Source organism: Marinobacter sp. M1C (assembly GCF_023314135.1).
Taxonomy (GTDB): domain Bacteria; phylum Pseudomonadota; class Gammaproteobacteria; order Pseudomonadales; family Oleiphilaceae; genus Marinobacter.
On the sequence record NZ_CP092289.1, the window covers coordinates 984,452 to 1,003,398 of the forward strand.

Here is an 18,947-nt window from a genome sequence, read left to right on the forward strand (position 1 = left end):
CCGCCATTATGCAGCAATTTCAGCGCAATACCGAAAGTCGATGACCAAACTTTCATATTTGCCTGAAAATCGCCGTAATGGTGGGCTGGCAGCCGCTTTGGCGGCTATTATTCGAAATCAACAGCCATCGTGGGGTGCGACTTACCCGCATGATGCTTTAGGGTGTGTGACGTTATTCAAACGGAGAGCAGTATGAAATTGGTAAAAGCACTGGGAACAGCACTGATTGCGGTAAGTTTGTCGGCGCCGGCATTGGCGCAACAGGCAAATGGCCAGCCCGACCGTATTGACCAGCTGGCGCAAATGGTTGGCCTGAACGACGAGCAACAAGAACAGGTCCGCGGCGTGTTTGACGAGTTGCAGGGTCAGATTGTAGATCTGCGCCAGCAGGCACAAACTCTGCAACAGCAGTTGCAAGCCGAGGTAAAAGCGGATTTCAACGAAGATGCCATTCGCGAACACGCGGAAGAGCTGGGTGATGTAACCGGCGAGATGGCAGCACTGTCTACTCTGATGCAGGCGAAGGTAGAAAGTATTTTTACCGATGAGCAGCGCAATGAGCTGAAGGTGCAAATGCAAAAAATGCAGCAGATGCAACAACAGCGTCAGCAGGGCGGCCAGTAAGCGCAGCTCCGCCGACAGCGGTAAGATGCCAGTGCAGGTGCTCGGTCAGCTTACGGATGTGACCGGTATCTGCATGGCGTTGACTGGCTCGGATCCTGCCGGTGTTGTTTTTACTGAGGCAGGAACTGCTGGCACCGCCAATCCCAAGTTGTTCTTGTCAAATACTCGATCTGCACGATAGCTCGACCGCACCATGGGGCCTGATGGCACTTCCATAAAGCCCTTGGCCAGGCCAATTTCCCGGTAACGGTTGAATTCTTCCGGTGTGACGTAGCGCATCACCGGCAAATGGTTCGGAGTAGGTCGCAAGTACTGGCCCAGCGTCAGAATATCCACGCCCACCGCCAGCAGGTCGTCCATGGTTTGCTGAATTTCTTCGTCGGTTTCCCCCAGGCCCAGCATCAGACTGGTTTTCGTTAGGACATCCGGGCGGTATTGCTTGGCGTGCTTGAGTACGCTTAGAGTCTTCTCATAGCCAGCTCGCGGGTCGCGTACCGGATGAGTCAGACGACGAACGGTTTCGACGTTCTGGGCAAACACATCCAGGCCCGAGTCTACTACCTGCTCTACGTGCTTCATGACAGCGTCAAAGTCCGGCGTGAGTGCTTCCACTCTGACGTCCGGCGTGCGGTGTTTGATGGCTGATACACAGGCTGCGTAATGGCCGGCACCGCCGTCAGGCAGGTCGTCGCGGTCAACCGATGTCAGCACAATGTAGCGCAGGCCCATCAGTTCCACCGATTTTGCCGTATTCTCAGGTTCGTCTTTGTCTAGCCAGCCGTTCGGGTTGCCGGTGTCTACCGCGCAGAATTTGCAGGCGCGGGTGCACACCGAACCCATTACCATCAGCGTTGCCGTACCGTTGGCCCAGCACTCACCGATGTTGGGGCAGTGAGATTCCTGGCACACGGTGGCAACTTTGTGGCTGTTCACATTCTTTTTGACAGCCTCATAGCGCTCACCACCGGGCATACGTGCACGCAACCATTTGGGCTTTGGATCGTTGCTGACGCCTTCGCTTGAAACATTGCGGCTTTGCTTAACGCCGTCCTTAATAGCAGCAAAGCCATGTTCACTGCGGAACTTGGTGCCACTGGCCACACGGGGCTTAGTGTTTGCGGTCATGGATGAGGGACTCTCGTTCTGTACAAAAGACTTTGGTTAGACTTGAAAGGTTAAAGCCGGGACGCGTCAGATACAAGGACAGTAAGGATAAACACGGGCATGGAATTGACGTGCAACATCTGCGCTACTGGGCCAGGCTGGCAGTGCAGATGGCTGAAATGCTCAGCGAACGGCGGCGTCCAGGGCCTGGGCAACATCGGCAATTATGTCGTCAATGTGCTCAATGCCAATCGACAGGCGCACCAGATCTTCGCTAACACCCGCAGATTTCAACTCGTCCGGGTTTAGCTGGCGGTGAGTGGTGGTTGCCGGGTGGCAGGCCAGGGATTTGGCGTCGCCAATGTTGACCAGGCGCAGCACCATGTCCAGCGCGTCGATGAAACGCGCGCCGGCGTCTCGGCCGCCTTTAATGCCAAAGCTGAGAATACCAGAGGCTTTGCCACCGCAAATTTTTTCGCAGGTTGCGCGGAACGGGCTGTTAGCCAGACCGGCATAGTTAACCCATTCTACAGACGGGTGATCCTGTAGGAACTGAGCGACTTTTTGGGCGTTCTCGCAGTGGCGTTCCATCCGCAGAGCGGCGGTCTCAATGCCCTGCATAATCAAGAACGCGTTAAACGGCGACAGCGCGGCACCGGTGTTGCGCAGCGGGATTACTCGGCAACGGCCAATAAATGCAGCGGCCCCCAGGGCCTCGGTGTACACCACACCGTGGTACGACGGGTCTGGGTTGTTCAGCATCGGGAACTTGTCGGCGTTGGCTTTCCAGTCAAATTTGCCGGAATCCACCACAACGCCGGCAACGGTGGTGCCATGGCCACCCAGATATTTGGTCAACGAGTGAACTACGATATCTGCGCCATGTTCGATGGGGCGGCACAGGAACGGTGTGCCAACGGTGTTGTCTACGATCAGCGGCAGGCCGTGTTTGTGCGCTATCTCGGCCCAGCGTTGAATGTCCACAACGTTGCCGGCCGGGTTGCCGATGGATTCACAAAACAAGGCACGAGTGTTTTCATCAATGGCGTTTTTTACGCCGTCAAAGTCATCGTGGGTGAGCATTTTGCAGGTAATGCCCTGGTTCGGCAGGCTGTGGGCAAACAAGTTGTAGGTGCCGCCGTAAAGCTGGCTGGTGCTGACAATGTTATTGCCCACGGTACAGATGGTTTGCAGGGCATAGGTGATGGCAGACATGCCCGAAGCAACTGCCAACGCGCCAATGCCGCCTTCCAGTTGCGCCATTCGCTCTTCCAGCACAGCGTTGGTGGGGTTCATGATGCGGGTATAAATATTGCCCTGCACTTTCAGATCAAACAGGTCAGCGCCGTGCTGGGTGTTATCAAAGGTATAAGAGGTGGTTTGATAAATCGGCGTGGTTGCCGCTCTGGTGGTGGGGTCGCTTTTGAACCCGGCGTGCAACGCTATGGTTTCCCGCTTCATAACGGCTCATTCCTTTTGGTTATAGAAAGTGGACATGTGCAATCTTGCAGTATGCCACAGTCACAACCGGTTAAAAGAGCCGCCTTTCGAATTAGAAATTCTAAGCTAATGCGCGATCAGTCGTTCCAGCGTGCGGGGTCGTATGAGAACACCGGAAGTGACCAATGCCAGCGAATAGCTGACATGCGCAGGGCCAGGCCAACGCTGAACGCCGCCAGCAAGCTGATGTCGTCGTGCACCTGTTTGTGTTGCAGATAAAGATAAAGCAGGGCCACAATTAACGACACACTGGCGTAAAGCTCGTGGCGCAAAACCTGAGGCGTTCGGTTGCAAAGAATGTCCCGCAGTATGCCGCCAAAAATCCCGGTGATCAGGCCTGCCATAATCACAACCGGGATCTCGTAATCCAGCTTTAGAGCCACCTGGCAGCCGATAATAGTGAAGGCGATCAGGCCGAGGGAGTCCAGAACCAGAAACAGTTGATGCAGGCGCCGCATATAACGGGCGATCACCATGGTAAACAAGCCGGCGCTGACGGTGATGTAGATGTAGCCGGGGTGCTGGGTCCAGTTAATCGGGTAGTTGCCCAGCAACATGTCTCGCACCGTACCGCCACCCAGTGCTGTAACAAAGGCAATCAACGCCACGCCAAACATATCCATGTTGCGCCGGCCCGCGGCAAGCGCGCCAGACATGGCTTCGGCGGTGATGGCAATCAGATAAATCGAGATGAGCACACACAATTCCTATGCTGCGAGGCGCGCTATTATACAAGCGCTGGCATGGCGACAGGGGACAGATTTCAAATCTGTCCCCTACTTGAACTCGGTCCCCGATTTGTGAAAAGGCTGGCCAATGGGGAAGAGGGTGTCGTAGGCCCAAGTAAAGGCAAAGGCGTACACTAGATAAAACGACATAAAACCCAGGTCTATGACCAGAGCTTCCATCAGGCTTACATTCAATATGCGAGATACAATCGGCAGGAAGACGATCAGCAGGCCCAGCTCAAAACCAAAGGCATGAACAGCTCTCAGCTTAACGGATTTCTTGGGCGTGCCGGTGTACTTCAGCAGGGCGTGATCAAACAGTAGGTTGTAGATGTAGTTCCAAACGGTAGCGATGGTGGCACCAATAGCGCTTAGCAAGCCGAAGTCCTTCATGGAGTAGCACAGTACGAGGGTGCCAAAGCTGATAACAACAATCAGACCAATCACTTCAAAACTGACCGCTTGGCGAATACGGTCTGGTGTGGTGCGCATCAACAAAACTCCGTTGCAGCGGGCCGTCCCGAATGCTGTGTCCCCAAATAGGCGAGGTCGTCCTCGTGATGTTTGCGAAAATACGGTTATACCCGTAAATCTCCCGCAAACAAAAAAAAGACCCACAGCGTTAGCTGTAAGTCTTTGAAATCTGGTAGCAAGGACTGGAATCGAACCAGTGACCCCAGCATTATGAGTGCTGTGCTCTAACCAACTGAGCTACCTTGCCAGCGCGCCATCAACGATGGAAGCGGCGCGTATAATAAGTTTCGCTGTCGAATGTGTCAAGGGTTGGGCGTCAGATATTTCGGGAAAACTCGAGGATATGGCCTTTAAACGGCTTCTCAAGATAGTCGGTGTGAATGGGTTTTGTATGGCTGTTGCTGAAACCGTGCGCGGCCAGTTTCACGCTGACTTTGGTTTTTCGACCGCGGCCCGGATCTACCAGAATTACGTCGCAGCGAGGTTTGGCGTGATTGTTAATAAACTCGGCAAGTAACTGAACGTGCTCGTCTTCGTACAACAGATCACTGCCAATGATCAGGTCAAAAAGTCCCAGTTCACTGCGGTCATCGGCCCAGTCTGCCCGCTCAAACGCAATGCGTTTGCCCTGGTTCAGCAGAGTGTTGCGAATTAGGAAGTGTTCAACTTCGGGGTGATAGTCGGTCGCCGTGATATCGGCTTGGCGCGCGTTCAGCAACAGGCTTGATAGCGCCATGCCGCAGCCTATTTCCAAGATGCGTTTGCCCTCAATCGGCCAGTCCAGCATATGGTTTGCCAGCACTATGCTAGACGGCCATAACACGCCAAAAATCGGCCAGGCCGCAGACGAAATACCAAGGGCATCGGCTGCTCCCTCGGGGTCGTTGAACTGTTGATTGTCGCGCAGGGTGCACAGATGAATATCAGTATTCCCAACTTCGATGGTTTGGTAACGCAGGCGCAAAGGAAGACTGTTCATGATTTCTGCTCAGGTAAAGCCGCGAAGCCAGGCAGAAAATAACTGGCAAGAAGAACTAGAGAATGAGAATAAAGCAATCTGTTGATCGCGCAAAGCTAATGTTCGGATTCAAAAGAACATTAGTTGGTCAGTAGGGCACCCTTTTTTCTTTAAGGAAATCCCGTTGCGACTTTGTCTATACTCCCTATCCACGGCATGCTTGGCGCTGGCTCGGAGGGTAGTGATGATCTTCTGAATGGATTCGGTTGACCCGCGTGTTTTTTGCGCCAGTGAGCGAACTTCGTCTGCTACAACCGCAAACCCGCGGCCTTGCTCACCCGCTCGGGCGGCCTCAATGGCAGCATTGAGAGCCAGTAGGTTGGTTTGGTCTGCAATGGATTGAATTAAGCTGGCTGCTGTATTGATGTGGTCAGTTTCAGTCGCCAGGCTTTCCACGGCAGTGCGCACTTGATAACCCGTAATGGACAGCGCTTCAATCACCTTTAGTGTGGTCTGGGCGACATCACTGCCCCGTGCAACCAGGGAAGTGGCGCTTTGAGCTTCTTCAGCCGTCAGCTGAATGTTGGATGCTACTTCGTTAATTGAAGCCGTCATTTCGGTCATGGCCGTGGCCGCCATATCCGCTTCGGCGCGTTGTTCAACCAAGGCGTGTTTGGTTTTACTGGCAAGAACCTGGGCGTCCGCAGCGCCTTCGCTGGTCTGCTCGGCGTAGTCACCTATTCGTGTCAAAACAGTTCGAATTCGTGCACCTTCGCTTATTAAAACCATTCGTAGTTTTGCGGTTACATCCCGGTCTTCGGTAAACACCCGGGCGGCCATCTCGCTGTCGAAGGCGTCAGGAACCTCTTTCATCGCTGCACTGATGCGGCTCTTGAATTGACGGCCGGCTATAACGCCTGCGATAACGGCGCTGATCAGCGGAATGCTTGCTTCCGCAAAGGATGCTCCAGCTATCAATGCTGCGGCAGCGGCGACGAGGCCAACAGCCGTTGGAATCCAAAGCTCAAAAAACGCTGATTTTACAGCAAGCACCGCAGGCGATGTCAGTTTGCCTGAATTGATGCTGGCGTAAAGCTCTGCAGCCCTGGAAACGCGCTCGAGGCTCGGCCTGGTGCGAACAGACTCGTATCCAGTCAACCTGCCGTTGTCGAAGGTTGGGGTAATGTAGGCGTCCACCCAATAGTGATCACCGTTCTTGCAGCAGTTTTTCACAATACCCATCCAGCTCTTTTCGGCCTTCAAACACTGCCACATGTGTTCGTACACAGAGGGAGGCATGTCAGGGTGCCGGACAATGTTGTGAGGGCTGCCAATCCGCTCTTCCCTGGTGAAACCGCTGACGGCCTCGAACACATCATTGCAGTATAGAATGTTGCCTTGGCATCTGTAGTAGATATGAGTCGCTGAGACGGGTCAAAGCTGCGTTCTTGTTCTGTCAGGGGAAGATTCTTACGCATCAGGGCGGCTCTTTTGATTTGAGATTAAAATGGTATTATCGGTACTTGGCCCGTTCATTGAAAGTTTGCATGAGCTAACGGGCATTTATTAATTTTGGGCAAAAATGCCAAAACCGAAGTATTTGTTCTGTACTTTGCGATCGAACATCCTGACCATTTTTCCTGAAGATATAGATATGAAAAATACTGTAGTACTTATTTCACTGGGCGGCACCATCGCCAGTCTTCCGGGCAGCTCGGGAGGGGCGATTGCGGGTGCTCTTTCAGGTAAAGAATTGATGGACAAGTTGCAGATTAAAAGCGACGGTCCGGTTGAAGTGATCACTCTTTGCCAGAAGCCCAGTAATGCCATTACCACTGAAGACCTGCTGCAGCTCAGAGTGTTGTGTCTTGAGTTGTCCCAGCGCAAAGATGTGGCCGGGTTGGTGGTGTCCCAAGGCACAGACACCCTCGAAGATACCGCTTATTTTCTCGACACAAGCCTGGCGCTTGAAGACACGGCGCTTGTGGTCACCGGCGCTCAACGCGTGCCCTATGCCACGGGCTCAGATGCCGGCCCCAATCTTCGCGATGCGTTGAAGGTAGCGAATGCACCGCAGGCACGGGGCGCCGGCGTATTGGTGGTGTTCAATGAGGAAATTCATGCGGCAAGCTCTGTGCGTAAACTCAGCAGCTATCAGCTTAATGGCTTTGGTTCACCGGGTATCGGGCCCGTGGGGTTTGTCGATGGCGATGAGGTCAGGCTCACCAAGCGGGTGCAGCGCTTGAGTGCCATTGCGCCAGGCGAGCAACTGCCGCGGGTGGATATTCTTCCGGTGGCGATTGGCGCATCGCCCGCCCTGCTTGAAGCAGCGGTGGCCAGCGGTGCCCAAGGGTTGGTGATAGACGCTGTCGGCCGTGGACATGTTCCGCCGAACTGGATGAAACCGCTGGGTGTTTTGAGAGCCGCGGGCGTTCCTGTGGCGGTCGTGTCTTCTACCCAATGGGGCAGGCTTGCAGAAGTTTATGAGTACCGGGGATCACTGGCTGAACAGGTCGCGATAGGCGTGCTCAAGGCCAGTCACCTTAATGCTAGAAAGGCCCGCCTGAGGCTTATGTGCGCCTTGTCGTGCAATATGCCAATCGATCAGTCGCTATTTTCCTGACAACCTGGCTTCCCATTATAATAGCGACCGTTTCAGACTCTTCGAAAAGCGTTGAGTGTTCTTGAGAGGCTAGACCTGACCGATTACCGCTGTGTAGAGTTATTTATAATTGATAGCGGGCTCACCCCGCCGCGACGCATGACTTGGTCAAGGTTCGGCGGGGCCCGTTATTCTAGTCAGACATTAAAGCGGAAGTGCACCACGTCGCCGTTTTTCACGATGTATTCTTTGCCTTCCAGGCGCCATTTTCCGGCGTCTTTAGCGCCCGCTTCACCTTTGAACTGGATGAAGTCTTCGTAGCCAATCACCTCGGCACGAATGAAGCCACGTTCGAAATCGGTGTGAATCACGGCAGCCGCCTGGGGCGCAGTGGCGCCAATTTTTACGGTCCAGGCGCGCACTTCTTTCACTCCAGCGGTGAAGTAGGTCTGCAGGCCAAGCAAGCCGTAGCCGGCGCGAATTACGCGGTCCAGCCCGGGCTCTCCCATGCCCATCTCGTCAAGAAACATGCTTTTTTCGTCGTCTTCCAATTCGGAGATTTCTGCTTCAATTTTGTTGCAAATGGGCACTACCACGGCGTTTTCAGCAGCGGCAATTTTGCGCACGGTGTCCAGGTAAGGGTTGTTCTCGAAGCCGTCTTCCGCCACGTTGGCGATGTACATGGTGGGCTTGATGGTCAGCAGGCACAGCTCGCGAATCAGCAGCAACTCGTCTTTATTCAGGCCCATGCCGCGCACGGGTTTGCCTTCGTTCAGAACCGGCAGCAAGCGTTCAAAAATATCCAACTGGGCCTTGGCTTCTTTGTCGCCGCCTTTGGCGATTCGTTGTACCCGCCTGATGGCTTTTTCCACAGTGTCCATGTCGGCCAACGCCAGCTCGGTGTTGATCACTTCTATGTCGTCTGCTGGGTCTATCTTGTTCGACACGTGAATCACGTTGCTGTCGTCAAAACACCGTACAACATGGGCAATGGCTTCGGTCTGGCGGATGTTGGCCAGAAACTGGTTGCCCAGCCCTTCACCTTTAGAGGCGCCGGCGACCAGCCCGGCAATATCCACAAACTCCATGGTGGTTGGCACAACACGCTGGGGCTTAACAATCTCGGCCAGTTTGGTCAGGCGCGGGTCGGGCATAGCGACTACGCCGGCGTTGGGCTCGATGGTGCAGAACGGAAAGTTTTCTGCGCCAATGCCTGCTTTGGTCAGTGCGTTGAACAGGGTAGATTTGCCGACGTTGGGAAGGCCGACGATGCCGCAGTTAAATCCCATGGAGTGCCTCTGATGATGCTGAAAAATGTGCCTAGGGGACAGATTTAACATCTGTCCCCGCTGTGTGCTGCTTGCTTAGGGACAGATTTAAAATCTGTCCCTGGTTTCCCGGTTCGTGCTGAGGGACAGATTTCAAATCTGTCCCTTGTTTAAGCGTGTGTCAGGCGTTGGCGTCAAAGCCGTGCAGTCGGTTCATGGCCGCAGCCATGTTGCCGTTGGCGGCGTCTGGCAATACGCGCATGGTTTCATCGAAGACCGCATTCAGCGCTTCGGCTTCCTGTTTGCCCAGGCGTCCCAATACATAGCCGGTCACTTGGCGGGCTTCACCAGGGTGGCCAATGCCAAGTCGCAAGCGCTGAAAATCGTTGGTGCCAAGGTGTGCAATGCTGTCGCGCAAACCATTATGACCGCCGTGGCCGCCACCTTTTTTCAGTTTCGCAGTGCCCGGAGGGAAATCAAGTTCGTCGTGGGCGATCAGAATCTGTTCGGGGGGTATCTTAAAAAAGTCTGCCAGGGCTTTTACCGACAAACCGCTGCGATTCATGAACGTTAAGGGGTTCAGTAAATGCAGTTCCAGGCCTTGCCATTGAATACGGGCATACAGGCCGTGGTATTTCTTTTCAAGGCGAAGCGCCTGACCCGCATCGCGGGCCAGTGCCTCAACGAAGAGGGCGCCGGCATTATGGCGGGTATTCTCGTAATCGGCACCAGGGTTACCCAGTCCAACCACCATGACAATATCCTGTGCCATCTGCCGTCGTCCCCGCAGTGATTACTGCTTGTCTTCGCCTTCTTCTTCATCTTCAACGGTGTCAGATTTAACACCTTTAGGCTTGTTGATGGTAACAACAGCCTGGTCGTGTTCTGCGCCGTGCTGCAGTGCAGGAATACGAACGCCTTCTGGAAGCTTCAGGTCGCTCATGTGCACAATGCCATCCATCTCGACGTCAAACAGGTCGATTTCGATGAACTCAGGCAGCTTTTCCGGCAAACAGGCGACTTCTACCTGGGTCATCAAACGGAAAGCAACACCGCCAAAGGTTTTGATGGCTGGAGCACTTTCTTCGTTCACCAGGTGCAGCGGTACGTGAACGAAGATTTCTTCGTCTTTGTTAACGCGCTGGAAGTCAGCGTGGCTCAGCAACGGCTTGTACGGATGACGCTGCAGATCCTTCAGGATAACGCTTTCTTTTTCGCCGTTCAGTTCAATGGTCAAAACGCGGGAGTAAAAGGCTTCGTTTTCAAGCGCTTTTTTCAGCTCGTTGTGCCAGATTGCGATGGGCGTAGCATCTTTATGACCACCGTAGATGATGGCCGGGATTTTACGCTCTTCGCGACGCAGGCGGCGGCTCGCACCTCTCCCCTGGTCGTCACGAGGAAATGCTTCAATTACAAAGTCCTGAGACATGGTAAGTATCCTTATCGTCATCTGCACGGCCCGCGACCAGGCTCTTTACAGATGAGGTTTTAAAAAGCCGGCGGTGCCAGCTATGAAAAGGTACGGGAGCCGTTGTGGCTCCCGTACCGGTATTTGCTTTTGCGGTCTATTTGAAGCTGTTCCGATTATTCGGAACGGTTCAAAAATCAGATCGACTTAGACGTTCTCGAACATGGCACTGATAGATTCTTCGTTGCTAACGCGGCGAATAGATTCCGCAAGCAGACCGGCCATACTGAGGGGGCGGATTCTATCACACTGCCGGGCTTTGTCACCCAGAGGAATGGTATCGCACACCACCAGTTCGTCTAATTCGGAGTTGTTGATGTTTTCGATGGCCTTGCCTGACAGCACCGGGTGGGTAATGTAGGCCACAACCCGCGATGCTCCGTGCTTTTTCAAGGCTTCAGCGGCTTTACACAGCGTGCCGGCGGTATCAACAATGTCGTCAACCAGAATGCAAACTTTGCCACGCACATCACCAATAATGTGCATCACCTGAGACACATTGGCCTTGGGGCGACGCTTGTCGATGATCGCAAGGTCTGCGTCATCCAGGCGCTTGGCCACGGCGCGGGCCCGTACAACACCGCCAACGTCGGGCGACACCACAACAAAGTTTTCAAAACGCTGCTTTTCAATATCTTCAATCAGTACCGGTGTGGCGTAAATATTGTCCACCGGAATGTCGAAGAAGCCTTGAATCTGATCGGCGTGCAAGTCTACGGTCAGTACCCGGTCCACACCGATGCTGGAAATCATGTCAGCAACCACTTTGGCGCTGATGGCAACACGGCTGGAACGAACCCGGCGATCCTGACGGGCGTAGCCGTAGTAGGGGATAACCGCGGTGATACGTGATGCGGAGGCCCGGCGCAAGGCGTCGGCCATCACAATCAGCTCCATCAGATTGTCGTTGGTGGGGTGGCACGTAGGCTGGATGATAAAAACATCGTGGCCACGTACATTTTCGTTAATTTCAACGGTGGTTTCACCATCGCTAAAACATCCAACTGTCGCGTTGCCAACTGGAATATGGAGTTGCTTGGAGATTGCATGGGCAAGGTCAGGATTGGCGTTGCCGGCAAAAATCATTAACTTGGACACGATGGCATCCTTCTCGGTATCGGCGTGTGATTCAGAAGAAGCGGGAGAAAGATGGCTGGGGTGGCAGGATTCGAACCTGCGCATGACGGGATCAAAACCCGTTGCCTTACCACTTGGCGACACCCCAGTGTCGTGCTTATTTGGCATCATTTTAGCTCTGCTAGTTTCAGGTGTAGAGGTGAATGATTCACCCCTCTAGCTACGAAACCCTTGATGCCGGAGGGTCTGCTTTCCCAGATGATCCGGGCTGCGGATTCTGTCGGGAAACGGCCAAAAATGCAAGCCCCTGTTCCGGTTAATCTTGCAGGTCCGAATTGCGAAAGCCAATCCAGACTTTTGGCGACATCAGGATACAGTTCACGAACCGTTGCTTCACAGTCGTTTTTGTACCTCGAGGCGTCTCCCTCAAAAGCGGGCGCTATTGTCATTTTTGGAGTGTTCCTTGTCAACCCTATTGCCGAAAAAATCTTGGCAGTCTGAATGTCGCATTCGGGTTTCAGCACCACAAACCAGTCCTGTGGCGGGTTTGCAGGCGTTAGCTGTTCACCGACGCTTTCGCCGATGGCTGCGCGGCCGCGTACAAAAACCGGCACATCGGCGCCCAATTCCAGGCCCAGTTCTGCCAGAGCGTCTTCGTCATGGCCAAGCTGCCACAGGTAATTCAGCGCCAGCAGAGTGGTTGCGGCGTTCGAACTACCGCCGCCCAAACCACCGCCCATAGGCAGTTTTTTGCAGATACTGATGGTTACACCGGGCAACTGCGCCAGCGCGTTCCCGGCCAATGCGTGAGCAGCCTTGATGATTAGGTTGTTGGCATCGGCTACCCCGGGCATCGATTGCGCCAGGCGCACGCCGGGCTTATCGGGAGTCAGCTCGAAGGTCAGTTCATCGCCGTAGTCCAGAAACTGGAATAGGGTTTGAAGCAGGTGGTACCCGTCAGCGCGGCGGCCATTGATGTGCAAGAACAGGTTGATCTTTGCCGGCGCCGGCAGGGTGATCGTCGTCATAGTGATGGCCGCTATTGTTGCCGTCATAGTTTCTGTCAGAGTTGTTTTGAGAGTTGTTTTGAGAGTTACCTTGAGAGTGATCTTGAGAGCTGCATCGCGAGTTACCGTCAGCGCTGGAGGGGCTGCCAGTCAGTGATTGCCATGCGCACACGTTTCTCGCCCTTGGTGGCAGTGATGCGGGCGGGCAGTGCCGGCAGTTCTGCGCTGGCGCTGTACCAGCGATCGTATTGGATATACCAGCCGCTCTGGCGAATAGCCACCAGTTCCCCGGTGCTGTCGAACAGCAGGCGGTAGTCGCCATCGGGCGCGGTTAGGCCCCGCACCCACCAGGTCAGCTGGTTCAGTGGCAGGCGCCAGCCCGTCGCCGCCAGTACCAGCTCGTCTGGTTCAGTGGACTGGTAACGCTCGCCGTTGGCCAGTGTCAGTTCAATAAAGTCAGGTGAGCCTTTCAGTCGGGTGCGGCCCATGCCCAGAAAAGCAGACGACAGGGTCAGGTCATAGTCTTCGTTGTGCTGTACCCATTGGTTAATCAGCGCGCTGCCGCTGTCAGAAGGTTGCTTGACGGCGAGTTTGCCGGTCAGTTGCCAATGGTCAAGATTCTGCCGCTGGCGCACTGTGTCTGCCCACGATGCCGGCGGTTGGTCGGTCAGGCCCTCCGGCAAGGGTTCCAGAATAATCGTGCTACATGCGCTCAGCGTAGCCAGTACAAGCATTAAAACAGCGTGGCGCAACCGTGCTTTGGTCAATGTTAAAAAAAACACGGTTATTCGCCAGCCGTAGCATCAACAGCGTCGGTATTTGGTACCGGCTGCGAGCCTAACCGCTCAATGGTTTCCAGCAACACTTCGTGCTGGGGGTCTTGTTTTAATCCCTGTTCCCAGATAATGCGCGCCTGCTCGTCGGCGCCGGTCATCCACAAGACTTCGCCGTAATGGGCGGCTACTTCAGGATCTGGGAAGGCGGTCCATGCGCGGGACAGGTAATCCAGAGCCTGTTGCAATTTGCCTTCGCGGTACAGTAGCCAGCCCATGCTGTCGAGAATGGCCGGGTTTTCGGGTTCCAGCTCCAGCGCTCGCCCAATTAACTGCCGGGCCTCAAAAAGACGCTCGGTGCGAATGATCAGAATGTACCCGAGAGCGTTCAAAGCCACTGCGTTGTCGGCGTCGTCGCGCACAATCTGCTCTAAGTCTTGCACCGCTTCGGCGGTATTGCCCTGACTGTCCATCATCATGGCGCGAGCGTAACGAATCTGGATGTTGTCCGGGTGCTGCAGTAGCGCCTGCTCAATGGCCTCGGCGCCTTGCTGTTGCTGCCCCTGCTCCAGCAGCAGGTTGATTTCAATCATCCACAGTGCTTCGGAGCGCCCGGGGTTGGTTTGGCGTAATCGCTGTATGGCATCAACCGCTTGCTCGAGCTCGCCGGTTTCAGCCAACAAGGTGCTGGCTCTGGCTTGGGCGGGCAGGTAGTAGACGCCCTCGCCCACAGCCTGGTAGTAGTTAATCGCCTGTACACGTTGATTCTCATTGTCTGCCAGTTGGCCTAAATAATAGTTGGCTTCAGCGGCTTGCTGGCCGCGGTTCAGCAAAAAGGTCAGCTCTTTGCGGGCTATGTCTCCCTGCTGGTTTTCAATCGCCACCAGCGCGTGGGACAGGCGCAGTTCAGACATGTCCGGGTAGCGCGCAACCAGCCGCTCGAATTCGTCTTGCGCGGCTTGCAATTCGCCCTCATTAACCAGCATGCGGCCGTACAGAGCGCCCATTTGCCGGTTGCCGGGAAAGCGCCGGGTATTGGTCATCAGGTGGTCAAGCGCGGCGCGTTTCCGGTCGCTGCTGTACAATAGGTCGCCTTTTAAAATGATGGCCGGTTGGAACGTGGGGTGTTTTTTCAGCAGCGTTTGCAGTCGCGCCAGTGCCGGCTGCGGCATGTCGCGTATTTTCATCAATAGGGCAATACTGTATTCCAGCTCTGGACTGTCGCTGTGGCGCTCGGCCAAATTCAGATACAGCGACAACAATTGCTGCTGGCGCTCAGCCGGCAGGCTGCCTGCCATGGCTGCCAGGCTGTCAAGGTCGGCGTCTCCGCCGAGCTCCATAATTCGTTCCATGTGCACCAGTGCCAGTGCCAGATCATTACTTTTTACCGCCTGAATGGCGGCAGAACGGTGGGCCTCAATGCTGTCGGGTTCTACTTCCAGCCACAATTTCACCAGCTCCTGCTGGGCGTTGTCGCTGTTCAGGGATTGGGCGATGCGAGTTGCCCGCTCAATAACGCCGACATCACGGGAAACCTGGGCGGCCCGCACGTAGTGGCCCAAAGTGATATCATAGCGACCGCGCTGAGCGGCAATTTCTGCAGAGGTCAACAGGTAGAGGACCTCAGGCTCGAAATTCCCGTACACCGGCGTAGAGTCGGGCGCCACAGAGGCGGGCATAGAATTGGGTGCAGAGGCACTCGATTCGGCGACATCCACGTCTGGATTGACGTTATCAAAGCCCGAAAGGCTGCTGCAGCCCGAAATCGCCAGGCCCAGCAGGCCGGTGGCCAGAACACGATGAAGGTTGTGATGGCGAGTGGAAAGACGATTGCCATCAACTGCGCGGTAAAAGAGCCCGAAAAAGAATGTTTGCATGCAAAATTCCGTATGTTGAGCAGGCGTAAAACCCGATGTGGAGCGCCAAAACCGTATAATGGCATAACCGCCAGATGTTGCCTAACGTGTCCGCACTTGCCGCAGCGCAAGGCTTATGGGTGGCAGCGCGGCCTTCAGACCGTTAAAATACAGGTAATATTAAAATTTCATTAATCGCAAAGCGCGCAGGGTTGTTGAATTACAAAATGGCACTGGTAACGCTTGGTATTAATCATCGCACGGCGCCTGTAGCAATTCGCGAGCGGGTGGCGTTCACCCCTGAGCGCATGGCCGAGGCATTTGCCGAGCTGCGCGTGGCTGCCGGAGCAACCGAGGCGGCCATACTTTCGACCTGTAACCGCACCGAAATTTATCTCGCAGCTGATGAAGATTGTGCCCCGTTGATATTGCGCTGGTTGGCCGGTTTTCACAACGTTGATGCTGGCGATTTGGAAGACGTGATTTACGTGCATCACGATAGTGAGGCGGTGCGCCACCTGATGCGGGTAGCGGCCGGGCTGGATTCCATGGTTTTGGGAGAGCCGCAGATACTGGGTCAGCTTAAAGACGCCTATGCCCTGGCGCGGGAACACAAGTCCTGCGGCTCGTTTCTGGCGCGCCTGTTCGAGCACACTTTCTCGGTAGCCAAACGAGTTCGCACCCAAACCGCTATTGGCGAAAATCCGGTTTCTGTCGCCTACGCGGCGGTCAGCATGGCCAATCGCATTTTTGCCGATATGTCGCGCAACAAAGCGCTGCTGATCGGCGCCGGCAAAACCATCGAACTGGTTGCCCGCCACCTGGCAGACGCCGGCGTGAAAGATTTCCTGGTAGCCAACCGTACCCTGGAGCGGGCGCAAACGTTGGCGCAGGTCCACGGCGGTAAAGGCATATTGTTGTCTGGCATCGCCGAACACCTGCACGAAGTGGACATTATCATCTCGTCCACCGCCAGTCCGCTGCCCGTTCTGGGCAAAGGCACCGTGGAGCGGGCTCTGAAAAAGCGCAAGCACCAGCCCTTTTTCATGGTGGATATTGCCGTTCCGCGGGACATAGAACCGGAAGTGGCCGAACTCGACGACGTGTATCTTTACACCGTTGACGACCTGCGCCAGGTGATTGAAGAGAACATTCGCTCCCGTGAGGGTGCCGCCCGGGAAGCCGAAAACCTGATTGACCAGGGTGTGCAGGAATTTCTGAACCAGCTGCGCGCACTGGACGCCGTATTCACCTTGAAGCAATTCCGCCAGCGAGCCGAAGACCTGCGCGACGCCGAAACTGAAAAAGCGCTGCGTTCCTTACGCAACGGCGCCGACCCAGAAACCGTGATGCGCAGCCTGGCTCGTGGTATTACCAACAAGTTGCTACACCAACCGTCAATTCAGGTACGCAAGGCCACTACGGCCGGGCGCACCGAGGTCACCGAATGGTTGCGGGAATTGCACCAGCTTGATGCAGAAGAAACCGACCATAAGACCCCCGTTGGAAAACTATGAAGCCGTCTATTCAGTCTCGCCTTGAACAGCTTGTTGAACGTTTTGAAGAAGTCAGTGCCTTGCTCAGCGATGCCGGCGTGATTGCCAATCAGAATAAATTTCGCGAGCTGTCCCGCGAATACGCCGAAATAGAGCCAGTGGTGCAGTGCTTCCAGGCCTGGCAGCACTCCCTTGTGGACATCAACGAAGCCCGAGAACTGTGCAAAGACGGCGACGCCGACATGCGTGAAATGGCGGAAGAAGAGCTGCAAACTGCCCAGCAAGCCAGCGCAGAGCTGGACGCAGAGCTGCAGGGCCTGATGCTGCCAAAAGACCCGAACGACGGCAAAAACGTGTTTTTGGAAGTGCGCGCCGGCACCGGCGGCGACGAAGCTGCCATATTTGCCGGCGATCTGTTCCGCATGTACAGCCGTTTTGCTGAACGCCGGCGCTGGCAGGTGGAAATTCTCAGCGCCAGCGAAGGCGAACACGGCGGCTACAAAGAAGTGATTGCCCGGGTGGCAGGCAGCGGCGTATACGGCACGCTAAAATTTGAATCCGGTGTGCATCGCGTGCAAAGGGTGCCGGAAACCGAATCCCAGGGCCGTATTCACACCTCGGCCTGCACGGTGGCTGTTATGCCTGAAGCCGACGAAGCCGAAGCCGTGGAAATCAATAAGGGCGACTTGCGGGTAGACACCTTTCGCGCCTCTGGTGCAGGCGGCCAGCACGTTAACAAGACCGACTCTGCTATCCGTATTACCCATTTGCCAAGCGGATTGGTGGTGGAATGCCAGGAAGAACGCTCGCAGCACAAGAACCGCGCTAAGGCCATGAGCCTGTTAGCGTCGCGGCTGCAAAATATTGAAACCGACCGTGCCCACCAGAGCATGTCGGAAACCCGTAAAAGCCTGGTGGGCAGCGGCGATCGCTCCGAGCGCATTCGCACCTACAATTTCCCCCAAAGCCGGGTGACCGATCATCGCATCAACCTGACGCTGTACAAGCTGGATGAAGTGATTGCGGGCGATCTGGATTCGGTGGTCAAGCCACTAGTGCAAGAACACCAGGCCGAGCTGCTGGCTGCGCTGGCCGATGACCGCTGATTCTGCTGACGACCCGGGCGCTTTTTATCCAGGCGCTTTCGGCCCCGCCACTTTTGAGTCAGCTACTTTACGCTTTGACGAGTTGCTACGCGCCGCCGCGAGCCGCATCGGCGGTGATTCGTCCCAGCTAGACGCCGAGCTGTTACTGGCCCAGGTAACCGGATGGTCCCGAACCCGCTTCCGCGCTTTTCCCGAACAACAGGTCAGCCTTGTGCAAGCGGCCGCGTTTGAGCAGCTTGTGGACAAGCGCGCGGCTGGCGAACCCGTTGCTTATGTGCTGGGACAGCAGGAGTTCTGGTCTCTGCCGTTGCAGGTGAGCGCCGCCACGTTGATTCCACGGCCCGATACCGAATGTGTGGTCGAGCAGGCGCTGACCCTGGATTTGCCAGCCCGGGCTCGTGTCCTGGATTTGGGCACGGGTACCGGCGCCATTGCCCTGGCGCTGGCCAGCGAGCGGCCTGATTGGCATATAACCGCCAGTGACTTTGTAGATGCCGCCGTCGCCTTGGCGCAGAGCAACGCAGAGGCGCTGAACCTGCCAATTCATTTGGTGAAAAGCCATTGGTTTGACCAGCTCGCAGCTGTCTGCTTTGATCAGGGCTTTGATTTGATCGTGTCTAACCCGCCTTATATTGCCAGCACCGACCATCACCTGAGTGAAGGCGATGTTCGTTTCGAACCGGCCTCTGCGCTGGTATCGGGTGCCGATGGCCTGGATGACATCCGCCATATTGTGGCCGCCGCGCCCGGTTGGCTGAACGCTGGCGGTTGGCTGCTGCTAGAGCATGGTTATGATCAAGCGCAGGCAGTGCAGGCATTGCTTCAGCAACAGGGCTTTGACCAGGTACACAGCCGCCAGGATTACGGCCGCAACGACCGAATGACTCTCGGCCAGGCGAGGTAGGG

General features: G+C 55.4%; 18 protein-coding genes and 2 tRNA genes. 5 read left to right on the forward strand and 15 right to left on the reverse strand.

What is annotated here, in order from left to right:
- The first annotated feature begins 192 nt into the window (after positions 1-192).
- Positions 193-624, forward strand: a complete 432-nt coding sequence (locus MIH19_RS04690; protein WP_249007770.1) for a Spy/CpxP family protein refolding chaperone — start codon at positions 193-195, stop codon at positions 622-624.
- A 45-nt stretch (positions 625-669) separates the two neighbouring features.
- On the opposite strand, the gene lipA is transcribed toward MIH19_RS04690, so the two are convergent.
- The 7 genes from lipA to MIH19_RS04725 form a co-directional block, all read right to left on the reverse strand.
- Entirely contained in the window at positions 670-1,749 is a 1,080-nt protein-coding gene (gene lipA / locus MIH19_RS04695; protein WP_249007771.1) for a lipoyl synthase, read from the reverse strand.
- A gap of 162 nt (positions 1,750-1,911) precedes the next feature.
- Positions 1,912-3,189 (reverse strand): aminotransferase class I/II-fold pyridoxal phosphate-dependent enzyme, encoded by a 1,278-nt coding sequence (locus tag MIH19_RS04700; RefSeq protein WP_249007772.1) that lies wholly within the window; start codon positions 3,187-3,189, stop codon positions 1,912-1,914.
- Positions 3,190-3,305: 116 nt separating this feature from the next.
- Positions 3,306-3,926: a trimeric intracellular cation channel family protein gene (locus MIH19_RS04705; RefSeq protein ID WP_249007773.1), complete on the reverse strand. Its 621-nt coding sequence runs from the start codon at positions 3,924-3,926 to the stop codon at positions 3,306-3,308.
- A 78-nt stretch (positions 3,927-4,004) separates the two neighbouring features.
- A complete protein-coding gene (locus MIH19_RS04710; RefSeq protein WP_249007774.1) occupies positions 4,005-4,448 on the reverse strand; it encodes a PACE efflux transporter in 444 nt (147 codons plus the stop codon).
- A gap of 152 nt (positions 4,449-4,600) precedes the next feature.
- Positions 4,601-4,677: transfer RNA gene (locus MIH19_RS04715), tRNA-Met, on the reverse strand.
- A gap of 69 nt (positions 4,678-4,746) precedes the next feature.
- Positions 4,747-5,409, reverse strand: a complete 663-nt coding sequence (locus MIH19_RS04720) for a protein N-lysine methyltransferase family protein (RefSeq protein ID WP_249007775.1) — start codon at positions 5,407-5,409, stop codon at positions 4,747-4,749.
- 108 nt (positions 5,410-5,517) lie between these two features.
- A complete protein-coding gene (locus tag MIH19_RS04725) occupies positions 5,518-6,762 on the reverse strand; it encodes a PAS domain-containing methyl-accepting chemotaxis protein (RefSeq protein WP_249007776.1) in 1,245 nt (414 codons plus the stop codon).
- A gap of 280 nt (positions 6,763-7,042) precedes the next feature.
- On the opposite strand from MIH19_RS04725, the gene MIH19_RS04730 reads away from it, so the two are divergent.
- Entirely contained in the window at positions 7,043-8,011 is a 969-nt protein-coding gene (locus tag MIH19_RS04730; RefSeq protein WP_249007777.1) for an asparaginase domain-containing protein, read from the forward strand.
- A 176-nt stretch (positions 8,012-8,187) separates the two neighbouring features.
- On the opposite strand, the gene ychF is transcribed toward MIH19_RS04730, so the two are convergent.
- The 8 genes from ychF to MIH19_RS04770 form a co-directional block, all read right to left on the reverse strand.
- Positions 8,188-9,279, reverse strand: coding sequence for a redox-regulated ATPase YchF (gene ychF, locus MIH19_RS04735; RefSeq protein WP_249007778.1), 1,092 nt, complete (start codon positions 9,277-9,279; stop codon positions 8,188-8,190).
- Between the two features lie 160 nt (positions 9,280-9,439).
- Positions 9,440-10,030: an aminoacyl-tRNA hydrolase gene (pth, locus tag MIH19_RS04740; RefSeq protein ID WP_249007779.1), complete on the reverse strand. Its 591-nt coding sequence runs from the start codon at positions 10,028-10,030 to the stop codon at positions 9,440-9,442.
- Between the two features lie 21 nt (positions 10,031-10,051).
- Positions 10,052-10,687, reverse strand: a complete 636-nt coding sequence (locus MIH19_RS04745; protein WP_249007780.1) for a 50S ribosomal protein L25/general stress protein Ctc — start codon at positions 10,685-10,687, stop codon at positions 10,052-10,054.
- A gap of 186 nt (positions 10,688-10,873) precedes the next feature.
- A complete protein-coding gene (locus MIH19_RS04750) occupies positions 10,874-11,824 on the reverse strand; it encodes a ribose-phosphate diphosphokinase (RefSeq protein WP_249007781.1) in 951 nt (316 codons plus the stop codon).
- A gap of 52 nt (positions 11,825-11,876) precedes the next feature.
- Positions 11,877-11,951, reverse strand: a tRNA-Gln gene (locus MIH19_RS04755).
- 19 nt (positions 11,952-11,970) lie between these two features.
- A complete protein-coding gene (gene ispE / locus MIH19_RS04760; protein ID WP_249007782.1) occupies positions 11,971-12,858 on the reverse strand; it encodes a 4-(cytidine 5'-diphospho)-2-C-methyl-D-erythritol kinase in 888 nt (295 codons plus the stop codon).
- An 80-nt stretch (positions 12,859-12,938) separates the two neighbouring features.
- Positions 12,939-13,544, reverse strand: coding sequence for a lipoprotein insertase outer membrane protein LolB (gene lolB / locus MIH19_RS04765; RefSeq protein ID WP_349292902.1), 606 nt, complete (start codon positions 13,542-13,544; stop codon positions 12,939-12,941).
- Between the two features lie 50 nt (positions 13,545-13,594).
- Positions 13,595-15,460, reverse strand: coding sequence for a tetratricopeptide repeat protein (locus MIH19_RS04770; RefSeq protein WP_249007784.1), 1,866 nt, complete (start codon positions 15,458-15,460; stop codon positions 13,595-13,597).
- A gap of 206 nt (positions 15,461-15,666) precedes the next feature.
- Here MIH19_RS04770 and hemA point away from each other — a divergent pair, with 206 nt between their 5' ends.
- From hemA to prmC, 3 genes are read left to right on the forward strand one after another with little or no spacing between them, the layout of a single operon-like run.
- Positions 15,667-16,956 (forward strand): glutamyl-tRNA reductase, encoded by a 1,290-nt coding sequence (gene hemA, locus MIH19_RS04775; RefSeq protein WP_249007785.1) that lies wholly within the window; start codon positions 15,667-15,669, stop codon positions 16,954-16,956.
- Positions 16,953-18,041, forward strand: coding sequence for a peptide chain release factor 1 (gene prfA / locus MIH19_RS04780; protein ID WP_249007786.1), 1,089 nt, complete (start codon positions 16,953-16,955; stop codon positions 18,039-18,041). Before hemA ends, prfA begins: the two co-directional genes overlap by 4 nt.
- Entirely contained in the window at positions 18,031-18,945 is a 915-nt protein-coding gene (gene prmC / locus MIH19_RS04785) for a peptide chain release factor N(5)-glutamine methyltransferase (RefSeq protein WP_249007787.1), read from the forward strand. Before prfA ends, prmC begins: the two co-directional genes overlap by 11 nt.
- Positions 18,946-18,947 lie beyond the last annotated feature (2 nt).